The following is a 16,939-nucleotide window of genomic DNA, read 5'->3' on the forward strand; positions in this document are numbered from 1 at the left end:
GGGTAAAAACGGAAAAAATGAGCACGCGGAAGGGGCGTTGGGATATGAATCACCCGAATTTCAATGAAATGGCTGGACGTCTGATGGTTGCACTCGATTATCCGGGGGCAGATGAGGCACAGAAACTGGTACAAGCTCTTGAGGGTATTCCTTGTTATCTCAAGGTCGGCATGCAGTTGTTCTATGCAGCGGGTCCGGACTTTATTCGGGAGTTGAAAGCGAGAGGGTACTCCGTGTTTCTTGACGTGAAAATGCATGATATTCCAAACACCGTGCGTGGCGGAGCCGAAAGCATCACACGTCTTGGAGTGGACATGTTTAATGTACATGCGGCGGGTGGGGCCAGCATGATGCGTGCAGCACGTGAAGGCGCGGAAGCTGCCCTCGCTACTGATTCTTCGCTGAAAAGACCTGAGATTATCGCTGTGACACAATTGACCAGCACCAGTCTGGAAACGATGAATAACGAGATCGGTATCCCTGGGAGTGTAGAGCAAGCGGTCGTTCGTTATGCGGGGCTGGCGCATGAAGCCGGACTGGATGGTGTGGTGGCTTCTCCGCTCGAAGTGCCAGCGATTCGGGCAGCTTGTGGCAGTGATTTTCGCACGGTAACCCCCGGCATTCGTCCTGCAGGCAGTGGTCTCGGTGACCAGACACGTGTCCTGACACCCGGTGAAGCTATTAGCAGAGGCAGTCATTACATCGTTGTGGGCAGACCCATTACCGGCGCACCAAACCCGCGTGAAGCGGCAGAGACCATTTTGAAGGAGATGTTGAACGTATGATCGAACTTAGCCAAATTCCAAACCATATTGCTTCTCAGTTGCTAAAAATCAAAGCGGTGGCACTGCGTCCACAGCAACCATTCACATGGACATCCGGCATCAAATCACCAATTTATTGTGATAATCGTCTGACAATGTCTTATCCTGAGATCCGTAACGATATTGCCGAAGCATTTGCCGCAATCATTCGTGATCAATATCCAGATGCTGAAGTGATTGCAGGTACAGCAACCGCGGGCATTCCACACGCTGCCTGGGTAGCTCAGAAGCTGAATTTGCCGATGGCCTATATTCGAGATAAAGCGAAAGGTCACGGCAAGGAAAATCTGATTGAAGGTTTAATCAGCGAAGGACAGAAAGTAGTCGTGATCGAGGATTTGATTTCAACCGGAGGAAGTTCGATTAAAGCGGCAGAAGCTGTACGAGTAGCAGGAGCGACTCCACTCGCAGTTCTTGCCATTTTCAGCTATCAGCTGGATAAAGGTGTGAAAGCGTTCGAGGAAGCCGGCATACCGCTACAAACGCTGTCCAATTATACAGCGCTGATGGATGTTGCGTTGGCTCAAGGAACCATTCAAGAGAGTGATTTTGCACTGCTTCAATCGTGGCGTGAAGATCCTTCTTCATTTGGTAAATAATATCATCCCATCAACAATAGACTGTTGCTCAGCAAACGGTATCAAAATTGTAATGATTCCCGTAATGACGGCAAATCTATCGAATAATCAAGAGGCATCCCGTAACTTGGGGTGCTTTTTTGTTATGTTCATCAAAATATTAACTTTTTCACACTGACGTTGTAAAAAGCTTGTAACTTTTAGTGAAGAGCAGTCGTTTATAATTCAGTGTAGCATGGAACAGATTTCTAGATTTAGGGCGCATGAAGGAAATGCGCGGCATAACAAGAGAGGATGAGCGTGATTGCTGGCATGAAAAAGTTATTTTCAAGGAAAAGAACTGCCAAGAGCCAATCGGGTGATGAACGCGAGCAGGAACAACCTAAGCTGGAGAAAAGGGCTGCATCGGAAGAATCTTCGTACATAACGGAGCCCGAACCTCTAAGCGCGGAAGCGCTCACGTCAGATGAGGTATCTGCTATGGAGGAGTCTGCAACGGCTATCGCCATAGAGGAAACACCGCAGAAGACCAAAGTGAAACCGAGAAAGGAACTGTTGCCTCCGTATGATGGACCCGTGTTGGAGGTACGCAACGTTCATCGTAGCTTTCAGACAGGCAGTCGTATCATTCATGTGCTCAAAGGCATCGATATGGAAGTAAAGCCCCAGCAACTTGTTATGCTGAAAGGACGGTCTGGCTCAGGAAAAACAACATTGCTGAACATGCTTGGCGGACTTGACCAGCCTTCCAGTGGAGAGATTCTATTCTCCGGACAGCCTCTTCAGGATTGGGGAGATCAGCGGCGAACAGCTTTGCGGCGCAGAGAGATTGGATTTATTTTTCAAGCGTATGCACTCATGCCTTTATTATCTGCTTGGGAAAATGTAGAGCTTTCGCTCCGTATGGCGGATGTACCGCGATCGGAATGGAAGGACAGAGTAGATCACTGTCTGGATCTAGTTGGACTGAGCAAACGTGTCAAGCACCGGCCTTTTGAAATGTCCGGGGGGGAACAGCAGCGGGTGGCCATCGCTAAAGCGATTGCACATAGGCCCCGGTTGCTGCTTGCGGATGAACCAACGGCGGAGCTGGATTCCAAAATGGGTGCACAGGTTATGGCTGTGTTCCGCAATATCATTGAAGTAGAACAAGTAACGATATGTATGACTACACACGATCCTACAATTTTGGAGGTTGCGGACCATGTTTATGAAATGGCGGACGGCAGATTTCTCACGTAAAGGTGCCGTTCCGAAGAGGGGGAAACGCACAGCGCTTGTTGTACTTGGTGCAATACTCGTTGCAACGATGTCAGGCTGTTCATTGCTACCATCTGAATCGGAGGAAGAGGTGCTTCCACCAATAACACCACCAACGATCTCCAAAAAACCGGAATATGAAGTCCGTACGGAGACGCTGGAAAAAAAGGTGAGCGGTAGTGGCAAGCTGATGAGTCAGCGTGAAGAAAAAGTATATTTTACGCTGGATGGCATGCACATTCAGGAGTTAAATGTAAAAACGGGGGATAAAGTGCAGAAAGGACAGGTTCTCGCTGTCCTCGACGTAACAAGTGTGGAGAAGGAGATTCGCGGCAAGCGGCTTCAGATTCGAAAATCGGAAGTGCAGATGAAGGAAACGCTGCGCAAGAAGGATGAGATGGACCCGGTGGAGTTTGAAGAAGCGACCATTGCTTTTGAAGAACTTCGTCAGGAGCTTGCTGATCTGGAAGAAAAGCTGGGACAATCCACGTTGACGGCTCCATTTGGAGGTACCATTATTGCGGTTCAAGTGGAGAAGGGCGCATCGGTCAAAGCGTATGATCCTATTGCGACCATTGCGGATACGTCCAATCTGGTTGTGGCGGCTACATTTGCCAAGGAGGATCTGGAGAAATTTACGTCTGGCATGAAGGCTGAAGTTGACATCAACGGTGCTGGCAAAGTGGCTGGCAAGATCAAAGCAATGCCTACGGCTGATGCTTCAAGTAACAATAATGGCAATGGATCAGGTCAGGGCCAAGGAGGCTCACCTCCGCCGAAGGAAACGCTGGATCAATATGTTCTTGTTACCTTGGCGAAGATGCCGAAAAATGTAGAACGCGGTACGCCTTTAACGGTTTCCATCGTAACCCAGCGTACGGAGAACGCAATTGTCATTCCTGTATCTGCTCTGCGCTCCATCGGTTCCAGAACCTATGTTCAGGTGATCGAGAATGATGGAAGCAAGCGTGAAGTGGACGTTGAGGTTGGACAGCAGACATCAACCGATGTCGAGATTCTGAAAGGTCTGACGGTTGGTCAGAAAGTTGTGGGACGCTAATGGGGCTGCCATTGCTTCGGCTACTATTCCGCAAAATGTGGAATACACGCTGGATGACTTTCAGCACATTAATCGGCTTGATTGTGGCGGTAGCGTTCACCGTCAGTATTCCAATGTATGCCGATGGTGCGTTGAAACGGGTTGTCGCGCAGACGCTGCAGGATAACAGTGAGGGTTTGCCAGCGGGATCGCTGTTAATGAGTTACCAGGCACCCGGGGGTGCAAAGACGGATACCAGAGGACTGGATGAGGTGGATCGCTACATTCGTGAGGATGTCCCTCGCGATATCGGGTTTCCATTTCATACGTATGTGAATTCAAGATCCATTCGTAGTACAGAGGTCAATCCTGAAGATCCGACCAAAGTGGATGCAAGCCGCGTGCGCAGCATGACACTCGGTACGATGAGCGGGCTGGATGCACAGGTGAACTACTCGGCGGGTGTCAAACCTGGGAATCAGGTCAAAGACGACGTCATTGAAGTCGCCATGCTGGAAGAAGGGATGTACCGGAATGATCTGCATGTGGGGGATGTTCTGGAATACCCGATCTACAGTGGTCTGGATATCACGCTGCGTGTCAAAATTACAGGTTCGTTCAAGGCCGACAATCCGAATAGTCCTTATTGGGTTCAAGGCTTTGACGGTATGATGAATGGACTTTATGTGAATGAATCGGTTTTTAATGACGTATTACTCAAAGAAAAGGGTATTCCGCTACAGAATTCACGCTGGTACTATGCATTTGATCTGAAAGAGGTTCAAACCAGCCAGTTATCTGGCCTAAGCTCTGTGCTGGAACGGCTGGATATCGATCTCTATCAGCGGCTGAAAGATACCAAGGTCGATATTACCTTCGGTGATCTGCTCAAACAATTCCGTAGCCAGAGTCTGCAGCTGCAGACGATGCTGTTTACGCTCGCTGCACCAATGATTGCAATGGTCTTTTATTTTATCGCGATGAATGCCAGACAGTCTCTACAAAAGCAGGAAAGTGACATTGCTGTGCTTCGCAGCCGTGGAGCCTCGGCTCGTCAGATTTTTTCTCTCTATCTGCTTGAAGGCATTTTCCTAGGTGTGATTGCACTGGTTGTTGGGCCGCTTTTGGGATGGTTCATGGCGAAGAGTATCGGCTCGGCAAGTGGATTCTTATCCTTTGTAGATCGGAAATCCATTCCGATTGGTGTCTCCAAAGAAGCGATTCTGCTTGGCGTGGCAGCGGTATTGGTTGCTATTATTGCATCACTGATTCCGGCAATTACGTATGCACGGGCAACGATTGTATCCGCCAAAAGGCGCCAGGCACGTACCGATCGTGCGCCGTTGTGGCAACGCTGGTTCCTCGATGTGGGACTCCTTGGGCTGGCGGGATATGGATACTATCTGTTTTATGAACGTCAGATGCTGACGTTCCAGACGGGGATGACGACGGATCAGCTACAGGTACAGCCGTTTCTGTTCTTTGTACCTGCGCTAGCGATCTTTGCGCTTGGACTGTTTTTCCTGCGTTTGTTCCCATGGATTTTGAAACTGATACAGTTGATCGGACGCAAGCTATTGCCAGTTCCAATGTATCTGACGTTGACACAGTTATCTCGCTCGTCTTCATCCTATTACCCGCTCATGATTCTATTGGTGCTTACGCTCGGCCTTGGGGTGTATAATTCGGCCGCAGCGCGAACCATTGATTTGAATTCAACCGAACGCACGTTATACCGTTATGGCTCAGATGTTATTATGCAAACGGTATGGGAAGGAACCCCCGAGGTGAAGCCAGGAGGCTCTGGACAGGGCGGCGGATCAGGCGGTGGGCAGCAAGGTGGAGGCAGCGGAGGGGCCGGTGGTGGCGCTGGTGGAGGCAATGGCGGTGGCGGAGCTCCTGGCGGTGGCGGTTCATCGCAACCAACCAAAATCATATACTCCGAGCCACCATTTGAAGTGTTCCGCCAATTAAACGGTGTGGAGCATGCTGCACGGGTACTGCAAACGAAGGGCAACATTATTGTCTCGGGTAAATCCGGCGGACAAGGGATGCTCGTCGGTATCGATAATGTAGACTTTGCCCAAGTAGCCTGGTTCCGTAACGATTTATTCCCTGCACATCCTTACAAATATCTTGATTTGCTTGGCAAATATGAAGGGGCTGTACTGATCTCTTCAAAATTTGCCGACAAGTTCAAGCTCAAAACGGGAGACATGGTCTCCATGGGGATACAGGGTCAAGCGATAGAATTTGTTGTTTTTGGCATTATTCCATACTGGCCTTCGCAATACCCGGATCAGATGCCATTCTTCGTGGCTAATCTGGATTATATTTACGATCAGGTGCCACTAATCCCCTATGAGGTATGGTTAAAAATGAAACCGGATGCCAAGGTAGCTCCATTAATGGAGAAACTCGCGGCAGAAGGCATTGAGCTATCCTCTGTCCGTGATGTGCGAACCGAACTGGTCACTCAGGGCAAACATCCATCCAGGGGCGGGGTGTTCGGCATTCTGAGTTTGGGTTTCCTGGTATCGGTAATCATCTCGTTAATCGGATATGTGCTGTACTGGTTCTTTAACCTCTCGGGACGTGTGGTACAGTTTGGTGTCCTGCGGGCAATGGGTCTATCCAGAGCACAGCTCAGCGGTATGTTATTGCTGGAGCAGGTATTCACGGCGGGGCTTTCAATCCTGCTGGGGATTAGCATTGGTCAGGTTTCAAGCAGGCTCTTCCTGCCATTCCTGCAAACGACCGATAACGTGTCTGCGCAGGTTCCGCCATTCCGCATCGTCTTTGAACAGCAGGATATGCTGCAACTGTATGGCGTAACCGTAGTCATGCTGATCATCGGAGCATCGATGTTGCTCTGGCAGATTCGCAGGCTCAGAGTTCATCAGGCGGTCAAAATGGGAGAGGAGAGGTAAACGTGATCCAATGCGAAGGACTTGTCAAAATTTTTAAATCCAGCGATGTGGAAGTCGTTGCCCTTCAAGGTCTCAATCTGACCGTCAATCAAGGCGAAATGATGGCGATCATCGGCAACAGCGGTAGTGGTAAGTCAACACTGCTTAACATCCTTGGCGGTCTGGACCGCCCTACCGCTGGCACGGCGGTGGTCGGAGATTGGGATCTGCTTAAAATGACGGATGCTCAACTAGTGGAATACAAACGTCACACCGTCGGATTCATCTGGCAAAATAACGGTCGCAATTTGCTGCCTTATCTCACCGCACTGGAAAATGTGGAAACACCGATGATTTTGGGTGGCAAACGTGATCGTAAATACGCCATGCAGCTACTCGAATGGGTTGGTCTGAAGGATCGGATGCATAACAAACTGCATCAGCTGTCGGGCGGGGAGCAGCAGCGTGTAGCGATTGCGATCTCCTTGTCCAACCGGCCGAAGATTTTGCTGGCAGATGAGCCTACAGGTTCCGTCGATTCCGAGACTTGTGATACAATCATGAACATTTTTCGCAAAATGAATAAGGAACTTGGAGTCACCATTGTCATTGTTACCCATGACTTGACGCTTGCTGGCAAGGTTGATCGGATCGTTGCGATTCGGGATGGCCTGACGAGCACTGAATTTGTGAAACGCAATCCGAATCTGGATGATGATCAGGGACTGTCTGAAGCAGGTGCACCTGACGTTCATGAAGCTTTTGTCATTATTGATCGTGCAGGGAGGCTTCAGGTGCCGAGAGAGTATCTGGAAGCCTTATCCATTGATAGCCGGGCCACATTGGAATTCGACGGTGAACGTATTGTGATTACACCGCCAAGATAATATACGAGGGGGAAATGGGAGATGAAAAACAGGTTGTGGGGAAAACGTGTGCTGGCCATCATGGCAACAGCAACACTGGCGTTGCCACTCATTGCAGGGTGTACAGCGAGTGAGAATACGGATAATGAACAGCGCGTACTGCGCGTAGCGACACTCTGGGGAGGACAGGATGACAGCTACTTCCGTCAGCAATTTACGGATGCTTTCGAGCTCACACACAAAAATGTCACGGTAGAAATCGTGCCTGCGGTTGATCAGGGCAGTATGTATGGCTTTGGGAATTCCGAACAAGCAAACGAAATGCCAGATACCATGGAGAGCTTGAAGAAAATTATGACAGGAGATAATCCCGTGGATGTCGTTGTAGCGGATACGGCTACGATCAAGTCGTTAATTCAGGAGAACATGGTTAAGCAGCTTGATCCGTTAATGCAGGAAGACAAATTTGACACCAGCGACATCGTGCCAAGTGTGCTTGAGGGGATCAAAGATCTGGGTGACCAGAACATTTATGCGCTGACACCAACATTCTCCTCCTCTGCTTTGTTCTATAACAAGGGGATGTTCGAAAAAGCGGGTGTTGAACCGCCAACAGACAAAATGACGTGGGACGATATCTTTAATCTGGCGACTCGCCTTACTAAAGGGGAAGGTAAAGACCATGTCTTCGGAATGTCCTTCAGCACGTATAACGGCGGCTCTCCGTATTACTCTATGCAACAGTATTATAATTCGTTGCAGTTGAAAGTTTTTGACGACAAGGCAGAAAAGATGACCGTAGATTCTCCGCAATGGGAGAAAGTGTGGAGTACTGTCAGCAAGCTGGCGATTGACAAAGTCATCCCGAAAGGTGACGAGCCACAGGATCAGCAAACAGAAGGACGCTACAATCCTGTTCAGGGTGACTTGTTCCTTAGTGGCAAAACAGCGATGGCGATCGGGGATTACAATTACATCAATCAATTAATTGATGCGAATAAAAATGCAGATAAAATGAAAGATTTTACGAAAATAGATTGGGATGTAGTTACCCCTCCTGTTCATCCAGAAGCTCCTGAGGTCGGAGGTAATATCTATCTTAGCAGTTTGATGGCCATCAACAGCTCCGCTCAGAACCCGGATGATGCTTGGGAACTGATCAAGTATATGAATAGCGAGGATTGGGCGAAGATCAAGGCACGTAGCAGCTATGAATTGGTATCCCGGAAAAGCTTTATTAAACCAAAAGACGGCCTTGATTACAATATTCAGGCGTTCTACACGTTGAAGCCGGTGCCTCCAACCAACACGAATCTGGATAAAATGTATCAAAAGATGCCTGGACTGTGGCAGGTAAGCGACAAAGGCATGGAGTATTTTAATCAGGTGCTGGAAAACAAAAAGACACCGAAAGAAGCACTGGGTGAATGGGCAGCCAAAGGGAACGAGATGCTTGCGAAGTTGAAAAAAGACCCTAAAGCAACGTTCCAATAAGTTATGCTTTTCACCGTATCAAACATTTAGGCAGATCAGTTAACACCAGTAACATCCAATTAATCATGATCTTTAAGATGAATATGGCCGCTGGAGATTTTATGATCTCTGGCGGCTATTTTTACGAATTTGGGGTATTCTACAAGTAACAGCAGTATATGAACCCTTTGGAAAGGACGAACAGGATGAAATGGGTATATTTCAGCAAGCTGTATACAACGAAATTTCAAGCAGGCTGCCTGGCGAAAAGACTGGAGCAGGATGGCTGGATTTACGGACACAATGAGCCTGAAGAAGTTGAAGTGTATCGTTCACGTAAAGGTCGGTATGGTGTACGATTTATTCCCTGAGATTACCCCTTGACTTGTAATGGAGTAATAGTGTATATTAATTAAGTCGCTGTTTATTAATTTTAACGACGCGGGGTGGAGCAGCCCGGTAGCTCGTCGGGCTCATAACCCGAAGGCCGCAGGTTCAAATCCTGCCCCCGCAATATAGCTTTACTGGATGATTTACGGCGATCATCTGCACTGTTATATATCATTTGTCTAGGGCCCTTAGCTCAGTTGGTTAGAGCGGTCGGCTCATAACCGATTGGTCACAGGTTCGAGTCCTGTAGGGCCCATATTTCAGAACCCTTGCGATGCAAGGGTTTTTTTCTGTTTTCATAGTGACGAAATTCATAGTTTATAGCGGATTAGTGTTGTGCGATACGTTGGATTGACGGAGTCCACTAGCTGCAATACTCTTCTAGACATACAACTTTTTTTTGCCAAGTGTATGTATGTCCATGCCAGAATCTGATTCTCACATATACTATCCTATTCCAACACTTAGGAGGTAGATTTCATGAGTCAATTTATTGATGCAAGAACGTCGCAGAATGCGAGTTTGGCGAACTCTATTGCAATACCGATTCTTGTAATTAACACGCCACAACTATTTGGTCAAATCGGTCTTGTTGCAGAAAATATTGGTGCTAACCCGCGTGTTCAGATGAAAGGAACCGTTACGGTACAACTTCCTCTTGCACTTGTTGGGGTTACAATTACCATTGTTAGAGGTACGCTTTCAACTGACCCCGTTATATACTCTGCGACTTCAACATTTAGTTTGAGTGTGCTTGCACCGCAGGTCATCACGTTCTCAGCAGATGATTTTAACCCACCAATCACCCCACAATTAACGTACACAGCATTTATTAGTTCTAACTTGCTTGGTACTGTTCGTGTTGGCCCTGAGAATTTTGACGGTGCTCTGTACTCTGACTAAATAGTTTGTTGGATGATAAAAATAAAGAAGTTAGATCAAGCTGTTTTTTTGATGTGAATTTTATGAATATTATTTTATTGACGTTGTGCCTGCTTCTCATGAAGCGGGCTTTTTTTTGCTAAAGCAGGTTTGAATGTCGCTCTTCATTCGGGGAAGAATGAACAGAGTATAGAAATTAGAATCAGAAGGATATGATATAATAGTTTTTTTCATAGAATCAGATGACTAGGTCCTAATAAAATAGATAGAAAGCGAGTTTGATATAAGTGATGATGAAGAAAGAAGGTCAGTATGTCCGTTTTAGTGAAGCGCCGGTTTGGGATTGGCAGAGAGCTTATTATGAACAGATGGGACTGGAGGCTTGGGAGAATCACCAGGTACCACAATATATAACGAGCAATCCGTTTATTGCAACAGCCTATGCTGAAATGATTTTCAGCTTTTTACAGGATCTGGCGCTCAAAGGTGAACAGCATGAGATGGTTACCATCGTTGAACTTGGTGCAGGAGCAGGTAGGCTGGCGCATCAGGTGCTCAACAAGCTGTGTGTGTTGAAGGAAATTGCGGGCATGGAGCTACCGCCTTTCCGTTATGTGATGACAGACCTGGCTATGGAGAATGTGACGGCCTGGAAAGAGCTTCCTTCGATGCAAACATACATAGAGCAGGGAGTACTGGATTTTGCACGTTTTGATGCGGTGCACGATACTGCATTGAATCTGGTTATGTCCGAAAAAACAATAAGGCAAGGGGATCTGCAACAACCGCTACTACTCATTGCCAATTACTTCTTTGATAGTATTCCGCAGGACTTGATATACATTGGGGAAGGGCAAGTGTTTGAGTGTGATCTACTTGTAGAACTTCCACAGCATATAGCAGAACAGAAGCCTGCCGAAATCCTGGAAAATATGACACTGAAATATAACTATCGTCCCGCACCCGAGTATATGGAAGAGACCTACCCATACGAAGAGCTCATCTCGCTGTACCGAGCCGAACTGGAGGATTCTCATATTTTGCTTCCCTCCACAGGACTAGGCTGTCTCGAACGATTAAGCAAGCTTTCCCGGTCGGGTTATATGTTAATTACCGCGGATAAAGGGGATCATCGGCTGGATTACTGGAAATATGCGGAGCCGCCTGAATTCGCGTTTCATGGCAGTTTCTCACTCTCAGCTAATTATCATGCGATAAAGGCTGTACTGGAACAACAGGGTGCTTCTACGTATTTTACGGCACATCATTATAAGGATCTGAACGTTGGCATGATTTTAATGCTGGAAGATTCAATTAGCTATGTGAATACAAGGCTGGCTTATCATCGCTTTGTTGAACGATTTGGTCCAGACGATTTCTTTAGTCTAAAAGAATGGGCAGACCTTAAAGTGGAACAGATGGATCTCAGACAGCTTCTGGCTTTCTGGCGATTGGGCGGGTACGATGCCGAGTTTTTGATGGTTGCATTTCCCCGGTTCAAGAAGCTTTTGGATGATGCGAGCGATGAGGAGATGTTCGACCTTCACTCTGGCATTAGACGGATGTGGTCTTCCTATTATCCAATGAAAAATCGGAATCAGGTTGCTTTCGTATCAGGTCAGTTATTGTTGGAGATGTTTATGTACGAAGAGGCTAAAATGTTCCTGGAGGAATTACTGACTGGTGACCCGGACGCGCTGACTGCTGAATCTGATGTACAACAGATAACGGTGTTGTATGATCTGGCTGTGTGTTGTTATGAGTTGGAACTGGAACAGGAGGCACTTGTCTACGCTCGCCGTGTAATTAAAATAGATCCGAACCATGAAGATGCCGCTGCGCTTCTGGACGGTTTGGAGTGAGTTCCGGTTCGCAACCAGCTATACTAGTTGAATGCCATTAAAATGAAACCCTCCTTCGATCGTTGGCGTATAATAAAAAGGAACTAATTCCAATTTTAAGTAATGATTGGGGAGGAGGGAGAGCAATGAAAAAAGGCCTATCTATTTTGTTGCTTCCGTTGTTGTGGCTTGTAGGGGCTCTTAGCATTCTTAGTGGAAATAGCAACAGTATGAGTGATCTGATCTCACTTAAAAAAGATATGGACCGGAATTCCGGCTATGATGGACAAGCCATTTTTGATCAGATCGAAGGAATTAAAGGTTAGTTACATAAGACGATAAGGATAAGGACCATAGGTCAAGTCATACCTAAACTAGTGGGAGGATTCGGCTTTTCTTCTAGAGTCAACGCACAGGCCCAATAGGAAAGCCGTTATCATTGACGATGATACACTCCCAAGGATTGGGCGATCAGACTTGGACATTCGCCCTGTCACTTGGGGATAATACGCATATGTTATGGCATACCTTGAAATTCAAAGGAGGCCAATTAAATGAGTCATGTTGGATACGGTTGTGGCAATGTTGGTGGATTTGGCGGAGCGTGGACTTCGACTAGCGCAATCCTTGTTCTCTTCATTTTGCTCGTCATCATCACAAAATCTTTCTGGCTGTAAGATAACGGTCAGACGCGCATGCATCAGCTCCACCAAGACTTTGGTGGGGCTTTGCTCTTGTTTTACAGCCCAATATGACATGAATGACATTTGACAACTGAAAACAATGTGCTTAAAATCACATAAGGAGACTACTAACAGAGATTGAAGGGATCGCAATGCCGTTTATACGATTCAAAGGATTCACGGGTTCTAAACTGGAGGAAGTTGTGCCTCAAATTACCGAACAAATGGCCTTAATTACTCATATTCCGCAGGAACGAATGAAAGCAGAACGTCATGATGTACAAGCCTTAACACCATCCCCGGCGTCCATAGAGATTTTGATGTTTCAGCGTGATCAGGAGATACATGATCGAATTGCATCATCCATGCAGTCTATTCTAGAGAAGGCTGGTCTGCCGGATGTGCACATTTTTTTCAATATATTATCCCCTCATTTGTACTATAAGAAAGGCAAGCCGCTAACAGATTACCGATTGGATTAGACGACGGGGGAAGATACGAGAAGCTCAGGATACATTTCGAAAAAAGAAAAACGAATAAGCTGCTTGGAGAGAAGCAGCCTAGTAACCAAAGACGAGCAGTTTTGACCATGCTCGTCTTTTTTTATTTATGCAAAGGTCGTCTGGTATCCAGATTTATCGAAGTGCTGGAGAATTTATGAATTAAGTGATGAACGGTCACGATAAGAGCGAGTGCAGCGAGTGAAAGGGCTACAGCCGCCCAAAGTACCTGTGCTCGCCCTAAATAAAGGAACGCGATGATCGTCATGCCAAGTCCAATACCAGCTACCGTATAATTTGAAAATGAGAGCAAGCTATTGGCCTTAGCTACATCTTCGCCTCTCATCAGTCTTGACTGGAGTTTCTTCAGAACCAATGCTTCCCAGCAGTTGACTATAGCGAGAAGTGTAGCCCCCATAAACATAACTGCCATATGTAATCTCAGGTAGGGAAGAGAGGACGCGATGCCGATGAGCAACAATGTTTTGGTCACAGGAATACCGATCAGGAGTCTTGAAAATATACAGTGTTTCATCAACTTATGGAATGTGAATCTTGCTGCCGCATAAGCTAGCAGGTAAACGCACAGGAGTAGCAGTGCATACCCAATCCATTCCGTTTGTTTGTAGATTAGGCAGGTCAAGGTTGTGATTGAGATCACTTGTATAAGCGAGAGCAGTGTTCTGGCGGCCCAGAATGGATAAAATGCGATATTCATACCAATGTGTCCTTTCTGCAACGATACATCTATATTGTTTATCTTACGGTGCACGCTGTAGTAACACCACAAACAAAGTTATCATATTCCCGTCAGTGTAATACTCGGTACAATACGAAAGACCAGCTGCGCAGGAGGCAACTGGTCTTTCTACAAGTTTATTGGTGTATTATGCCATGGCAATAGTAAAAGCAATAAGCAACATAAACAGACTAGACATTCGCACCATCGTCATGTAAGATTTGCTGGGTTCAGCCTCACCTTGTACAATCCAGCCATAGCGAAGATACCAGCCAAACTTGGGGAAACACAGATTGATGATACACAGCACCATAAATATAAAAAAGAGAGTTTTCATCGTCGATCTTCCTTCCTCGTCAACCATTAACGGCCCCGCCTTTAAGGTCTGCGCCTGGAAAAAATGTAGACAATCAGCATAATGACGATGATCAATAAACTTTATCTGTATATTTTTGAGATTAGGCAGGTTATTGTGAATGGATAAAGATTGATATGATTAAGAACTATTACCCAAGAACTACATTGTTTGAATAACTGTGGTACAATAAAATAGATTGTTTAATATCAACACATACCATCTGGAGTTATGGATGTGAGATGGAGGAGACACAGGCATGAGTTTATATAATCAACTCCCCATGCAATGGGAATTTATTATCTCGAAATTAAAATCCTCCGTTACGGTAGTTGACGCTACCTCGCCTGAGCTTCCGCTCATGTATGTTAACGAACATTTTACCCGTCTGACCGGATATACGCACGATGAGTCGATCGGGCGGAATTGCCGATTTCTACAGGGTACAGATACAGATCCCGAAACCGTTTCACGCATTCGGGAAGCAATAAGTAAACAACAATCCATTAAGGTTGAAATTTTAAACTATACCAAAAGTGGTCAGAAATTCTGGAATGAGCTGAATATCGATCCCATTTTTAATGAATCCGGTGAGTGTATTTATTTTGTCGGTATTCAATATGACATCTCTGAACGTAAATATGCAGAGCAGCAGCTGAAGACGGCAGCGTCTATGGCTGAGAAAACAAGCAGAGGCCAGCTGGAATTCATCGGCAAGTTGAATCATGAGCTTCGTACACCGTTAAACGGCATTATGGGCATGATCGAGCTTGCGGGAATGGGCGATGTTACCGAAGAGCAAAAAGAATACCTGGATCTGGCACGTCAATCCGGAGAGGCGCTCCTGAACATTGTAAATAATAGTCTGGATATGGCGAAGCTTGGCAGAGGCAAAATGGGAGTGGAGCATATTGAATTCCAGCCATTGAAGCTGATTCAGCAAATCGTGAAGACGCATGAGCTGGCAGCCATGAATAAACAAATTCGTTTAGTTTGCCATGCTGATCTGAATGTTCCTGATGTGCTTTGGGGCGACCCACTACGATTAAGGCAGGTATTGGATAATTTGCTGAGCAATGCCATCAAGTTTACGGAGCAAGGAGAAGTGCAGCTTCTAGTGGATGTCAAGCAGCAATCGCATGAGATGACCATGTTGGCTTTCTCTGTACGGGACACAGGGATCGGCATTCCGTCTCATCAGATGGACCAACTGTTTGATGCCTTTACGCAATCCGATATTTCACATGCAAGAAGGTTCGGAGGCAGTGGACTTGGATTAACCATCTGCAAAGAGCTATTAGAATTAATGAACGGCAGTATTTCTGTAGATAGTGCTGAAGGGAAAGGGACAGAGTTTCAGGTGACAGTACCTTTTCTAAGTGCACAGAGTATTTTTAACGCAGGATAAGATTGTGCAGGGAGCAGCCGGATGAATCCGGCTGTTTTTTTGTTGAATATTTACGTGGAATGGATTGTTTTACGAACGGGCGTTCTGTTATAATGCTATGGATGTTAGTGTTACATGGGGAGGTACATCATGAGTAAGAGACGTAGCAGAAGAAGCAAGAGAGGGAGCCGGGGATTCAAAAGCAAAATATTGACGTTAGTGGGCATGATCGTGATTGCTCTATATGCCTTGGCGGGAGGAGAGTGGCCGCTGGATATTCCTTCTCCGTTCAAAACAACCGACAAGAGTGTAGATCATACGATTACTTTTCCGGCAGAGCGGTATCCCGAAACAGCAAACCATATCCGAAAGGCGATCCAAGCGGGGCATTCCGATGTTTGTACAATTGACCGGAAAGGCGCTGAAGGAAACAGGGAACTGTCACTGAAAGGTGTGCCGGTCAAAAAAGGCAAGGATCGGGATGAGTGGCCTATGGCAATGTGTGCAGAAGGTGGTAAGGATGCGGATATCCAGTATATTACGCCAAAGGATAACCGCGGTGCAGGCTCATGGGTAGGCAATCAACTAAGTACATATCCGGATGGTACGCGCGTTAAATTTGTTGTGAAGTAATCCACATCATTAGTTACCATAAGAAAAACCAGACGTTGGAGGCGTCTGGTTTTTAAATATAAGTTGACTGTAGTAGGATTCCGAGATTTCTTGCCTAAAGTCTATCTTTATCTATTAGCATCTGTCTAAGTTCTCTGTAAAGAGAGCAACTGAATTGAATGTGCTTGCGCACAAGTGCCTAAACGAGTTGCATCGTGCCCAGATGGTGAGAACGAAGGGTTAACAGGCGAGTGACTTGTTCGACTTCATCAAACGGAATCCACACATTTCCCTGTACAGTTCGTAAGGAGAGAATAGAGCTGTCTGCTGAGCGCTCTGGAAAACCGGTTACGGTCTGTCCGCTTGTATTCCGAACCATAATCTGTTGATTGCGCCGAATGGCAATTTCTACCTCTTTTTTCATAAGTCATTGCTCCTGATTTATAAGATGTTCATCGATATGTCGATATTTTCAATGGTTAATTTGTCTTCTTTATCTAGTCTATCAGAACTAGGTATAGATTTCCAGTAGAGAAATGATTAAGCTGATGTAGGTGAATTGACTTAGCAAGTGAAGATACGTTACTGAACATAAACTACA

18 protein-coding genes and 2 tRNA genes are annotated in these 16,939 nt (G+C 46.3%); 17 read left to right on the plus strand and 3 right to left on the minus strand.

The annotated features are described in order from the left end of the window. Positions 1 to 44: 44 nt before the first annotated feature. From pyrF to H7T88_RS14400, 15 genes are all read left to right on the plus strand, one after another. Positions 45 to 785, plus strand: coding sequence for an orotidine-5'-phosphate decarboxylase (gene pyrF, locus H7T88_RS14330; protein ID WP_312027622.1), 741 nt, complete (start codon positions 45 to 47; stop codon positions 783 to 785). Then, positions 782 to 1,423 (plus strand): orotate phosphoribosyltransferase, encoded by a 642-nt coding sequence (gene pyrE, locus H7T88_RS14335; protein WP_090923728.1) that lies wholly within the window; start codon positions 782 to 784, stop codon positions 1,421 to 1,423. The genes pyrF and pyrE overlap by 4 nt, the downstream gene beginning before the upstream one ends. Before the next feature lie 291 nt (positions 1,424 to 1,714). Further along, positions 1,715 to 2,644 (plus strand): ABC transporter ATP-binding protein, encoded by a 930-nt coding sequence (locus tag H7T88_RS14340; RefSeq protein WP_260510913.1) that lies wholly within the window; start codon positions 1,715 to 1,717, stop codon positions 2,642 to 2,644. Next, positions 2,607 to 3,722: an efflux RND transporter periplasmic adaptor subunit gene (locus H7T88_RS14345; protein WP_221788981.1), complete on the plus strand. Its 1,116-nt coding sequence runs from the start codon at positions 2,607 to 2,609 to the stop codon at positions 3,720 to 3,722. The genes H7T88_RS14340 and H7T88_RS14345 overlap by 38 nt, the downstream gene beginning before the upstream one ends. Then, a complete protein-coding gene (locus tag H7T88_RS14350; RefSeq protein ID WP_221788982.1) occupies positions 3,722 to 6,631 on the plus strand; it encodes an ABC transporter permease in 2,910 nt (969 codons plus the stop codon). The genes H7T88_RS14345 and H7T88_RS14350 overlap by 1 nt, the downstream gene beginning before the upstream one ends. Positions 6,632 to 6,633: 2 nt before the next feature. Then, positions 6,634 to 7,497, plus strand: a complete 864-nt coding sequence (locus H7T88_RS14355) for an ABC transporter ATP-binding protein (protein ID WP_221788983.1) — start codon at positions 6,634 to 6,636, stop codon at positions 7,495 to 7,497. A gap of 21 nt (positions 7,498 to 7,518) precedes the next feature. Further along, positions 7,519 to 8,970 carry an ABC transporter substrate-binding protein gene (locus H7T88_RS14360; RefSeq protein WP_221788984.1) on the plus strand — a complete coding sequence of 484 codons (1,452 nt, stop codon included), beginning with the start codon at positions 7,519 to 7,521 and terminating at the stop codon, positions 8,968 to 8,970. A 185-nt stretch (positions 8,971 to 9,155) separates the two neighbouring features. Next, positions 9,156 to 9,320 carry a hypothetical protein gene (locus H7T88_RS14365; protein WP_186331731.1) on the plus strand — a complete coding sequence of 55 codons (165 nt, stop codon included), beginning with the start codon at positions 9,156 to 9,158 and terminating at the stop codon, positions 9,318 to 9,320. Between the two features lie 69 nt (positions 9,321 to 9,389). Beyond that, positions 9,390 to 9,463: transfer RNA gene (locus H7T88_RS14370), tRNA-Met, on the plus strand. Between the two features lie 58 nt (positions 9,464 to 9,521). Then, positions 9,522 to 9,595: transfer RNA gene (locus tag H7T88_RS14375), tRNA-Ile, on the plus strand. A gap of 224 nt (positions 9,596 to 9,819) precedes the next feature. Continuing rightward, positions 9,820 to 10,242: a hypothetical protein gene (locus H7T88_RS14380; RefSeq protein ID WP_221788985.1), complete on the plus strand. Its 423-nt coding sequence runs from the start codon at positions 9,820 to 9,822 to the stop codon at positions 10,240 to 10,242. Between the two features lie 269 nt (positions 10,243 to 10,511). Continuing rightward, positions 10,512 to 12,083, plus strand: coding sequence for an SAM-dependent methyltransferase (locus H7T88_RS14385; protein ID WP_260510914.1), 1,572 nt, complete (start codon positions 10,512 to 10,514; stop codon positions 12,081 to 12,083). Between the two features lie 125 nt (positions 12,084 to 12,208). After that, the gene (locus H7T88_RS14390; RefSeq protein WP_221788987.1) at positions 12,209 to 12,388 is read left to right on the plus strand and encodes a hypothetical protein; all 180 of its coding nucleotides are present in this window, start codon (positions 12,209 to 12,211) and stop codon (positions 12,386 to 12,388) included. Between the two features lie 228 nt (positions 12,389 to 12,616). Then, positions 12,617 to 12,739 (plus strand): sporulation protein YjcZ, encoded by a 123-nt coding sequence (locus tag H7T88_RS14395; RefSeq protein WP_090923721.1) that lies wholly within the window; start codon positions 12,617 to 12,619, stop codon positions 12,737 to 12,739. A 158-nt stretch (positions 12,740 to 12,897) separates the two neighbouring features. Next, positions 12,898 to 13,227 carry a DUF1904 family protein gene (locus tag H7T88_RS14400; RefSeq protein ID WP_221788989.1) on the plus strand — a complete coding sequence of 110 codons (330 nt, stop codon included), beginning with the start codon at positions 12,898 to 12,900 and terminating at the stop codon, positions 13,225 to 13,227. Between the two features lie 121 nt (positions 13,228 to 13,348). Here the strand turns inward: H7T88_RS14400 and H7T88_RS14405 are convergent, their stop codons facing one another. Further along, on the minus strand, positions 13,349 to 13,963 hold the full coding sequence (locus H7T88_RS14405) for a hypothetical protein (protein WP_221788990.1): 615 nt from the start codon (positions 13,961 to 13,963) through the stop codon (positions 13,349 to 13,351). A 169-nt stretch (positions 13,964 to 14,132) separates the two neighbouring features. Further along, a complete protein-coding gene (locus H7T88_RS14410; RefSeq protein WP_221788992.1) occupies positions 14,133 to 14,321 on the minus strand; it encodes a DUF6199 family natural product biosynthesis protein in 189 nt (62 codons plus the stop codon). Positions 14,322 to 14,598: 277 nt separating this feature from the next. Between H7T88_RS14410 and H7T88_RS14415 the strand changes: the two genes are divergently transcribed. Then, positions 14,599 to 15,747, plus strand: coding sequence for a sensor histidine kinase (locus H7T88_RS14415; protein ID WP_221788994.1), 1,149 nt, complete (start codon positions 14,599 to 14,601; stop codon positions 15,745 to 15,747). 129 nt (positions 15,748 to 15,876) lie between these two features. After that, on the plus strand, positions 15,877 to 16,359 hold the full coding sequence (locus H7T88_RS14420; protein ID WP_260510915.1) for a NucA/NucB deoxyribonuclease domain-containing protein: 483 nt from the start codon (positions 15,877 to 15,879) through the stop codon (positions 16,357 to 16,359). Between the two features lie 178 nt (positions 16,360 to 16,537). Here the strand turns inward: H7T88_RS14420 and H7T88_RS14425 are convergent, their stop codons facing one another. Continuing rightward, complete coding sequence (locus H7T88_RS14425) at positions 16,538 to 16,762, minus strand: hypothetical protein (RefSeq protein WP_145331980.1); 225 nt, start codon at positions 16,760 to 16,762, stop codon at positions 16,538 to 16,540. Between the last annotated feature and the right edge of the window lie 177 nt (positions 16,763 to 16,939).

Origin of the sequence: Paenibacillus cucumis (ex Kampfer et al. 2016), assembly GCF_019748695.1 — a bacterium.
Classification (GTDB): domain Bacteria; phylum Bacillota; class Bacilli; order Paenibacillales; family Paenibacillaceae; genus Paenibacillus; species Paenibacillus polysaccharolyticus.

Coding starts and splice junctions, on each gene's coding strand:
- pyrF (WP_312027622.1), top strand. CDS start 45: ATGAATCACCCGAATTTCAATGAAATGGCTGGACGTCTGATGGTTGCA.
- pyrE (WP_090923728.1), top strand. CDS start 782: ATGATCGAACTTAGCCAAATTCCAAACCATATTGCTTCTCAGTTGCTA.
- H7T88_RS14340 (WP_260510913.1), top strand. CDS start 1,715: ATGAAAAAGTTATTTTCAAGGAAAAGAACTGCCAAGAGCCAATCGGGT.
- H7T88_RS14345 (WP_221788981.1), top strand. CDS start 2,607: ATGTTTATGAAATGGCGGACGGCAGATTTCTCACGTAAAGGTGCCGTT.
- H7T88_RS14350 (WP_221788982.1), top strand. CDS start 3,722: ATGGGGCTGCCATTGCTTCGGCTACTATTCCGCAAAATGTGGAATACA.
- H7T88_RS14360 (WP_221788984.1), top strand. CDS start 7,519: ATGAAAAACAGGTTGTGGGGAAAACGTGTGCTGGCCATCATGGCAACA.
- H7T88_RS14365 (WP_186331731.1), top strand. CDS start 9,156: ATGAAATGGGTATATTTCAGCAAGCTGTATACAACGAAATTTCAAGCA.
- H7T88_RS14380 (WP_221788985.1), top strand. CDS start 9,820: ATGAGTCAATTTATTGATGCAAGAACGTCGCAGAATGCGAGTTTGGCG.
- H7T88_RS14385 (WP_260510914.1), top strand. CDS start 10,512: ATGATGAAGAAAGAAGGTCAGTATGTCCGTTTTAGTGAAGCGCCGGTT.
- H7T88_RS14390 (WP_221788987.1), top strand. CDS start 12,209: ATGAAAAAAGGCCTATCTATTTTGTTGCTTCCGTTGTTGTGGCTTGTA.
- H7T88_RS14395 (WP_090923721.1), top strand. CDS start 12,617: ATGAGTCATGTTGGATACGGTTGTGGCAATGTTGGTGGATTTGGCGGA.
- H7T88_RS14400 (WP_221788989.1), top strand. CDS start 12,898: ATGCCGTTTATACGATTCAAAGGATTCACGGGTTCTAAACTGGAGGAA.
- H7T88_RS14405 (WP_221788990.1), bottom strand. CDS start 13,963: ATGAATATCGCATTTTATCCATTCTGGGCCGCCAGAACACTGCTCTCG.
- H7T88_RS14410 (WP_221788992.1), bottom strand. CDS start 14,321: ATGAAAACTCTCTTTTTTATATTTATGGTGCTGTGTATCATCAATCTG.
- H7T88_RS14415 (WP_221788994.1), top strand. CDS start 14,599: ATGAGTTTATATAATCAACTCCCCATGCAATGGGAATTTATTATCTCG.
- H7T88_RS14420 (WP_260510915.1), top strand. CDS start 15,877: ATGAGTAAGAGACGTAGCAGAAGAAGCAAGAGAGGGAGCCGGGGATTC.
- H7T88_RS14425 (WP_145331980.1), bottom strand. CDS start 16,762: ATGAAAAAAGAGGTAGAAATTGCCATTCGGCGCAATCAACAGATTATG.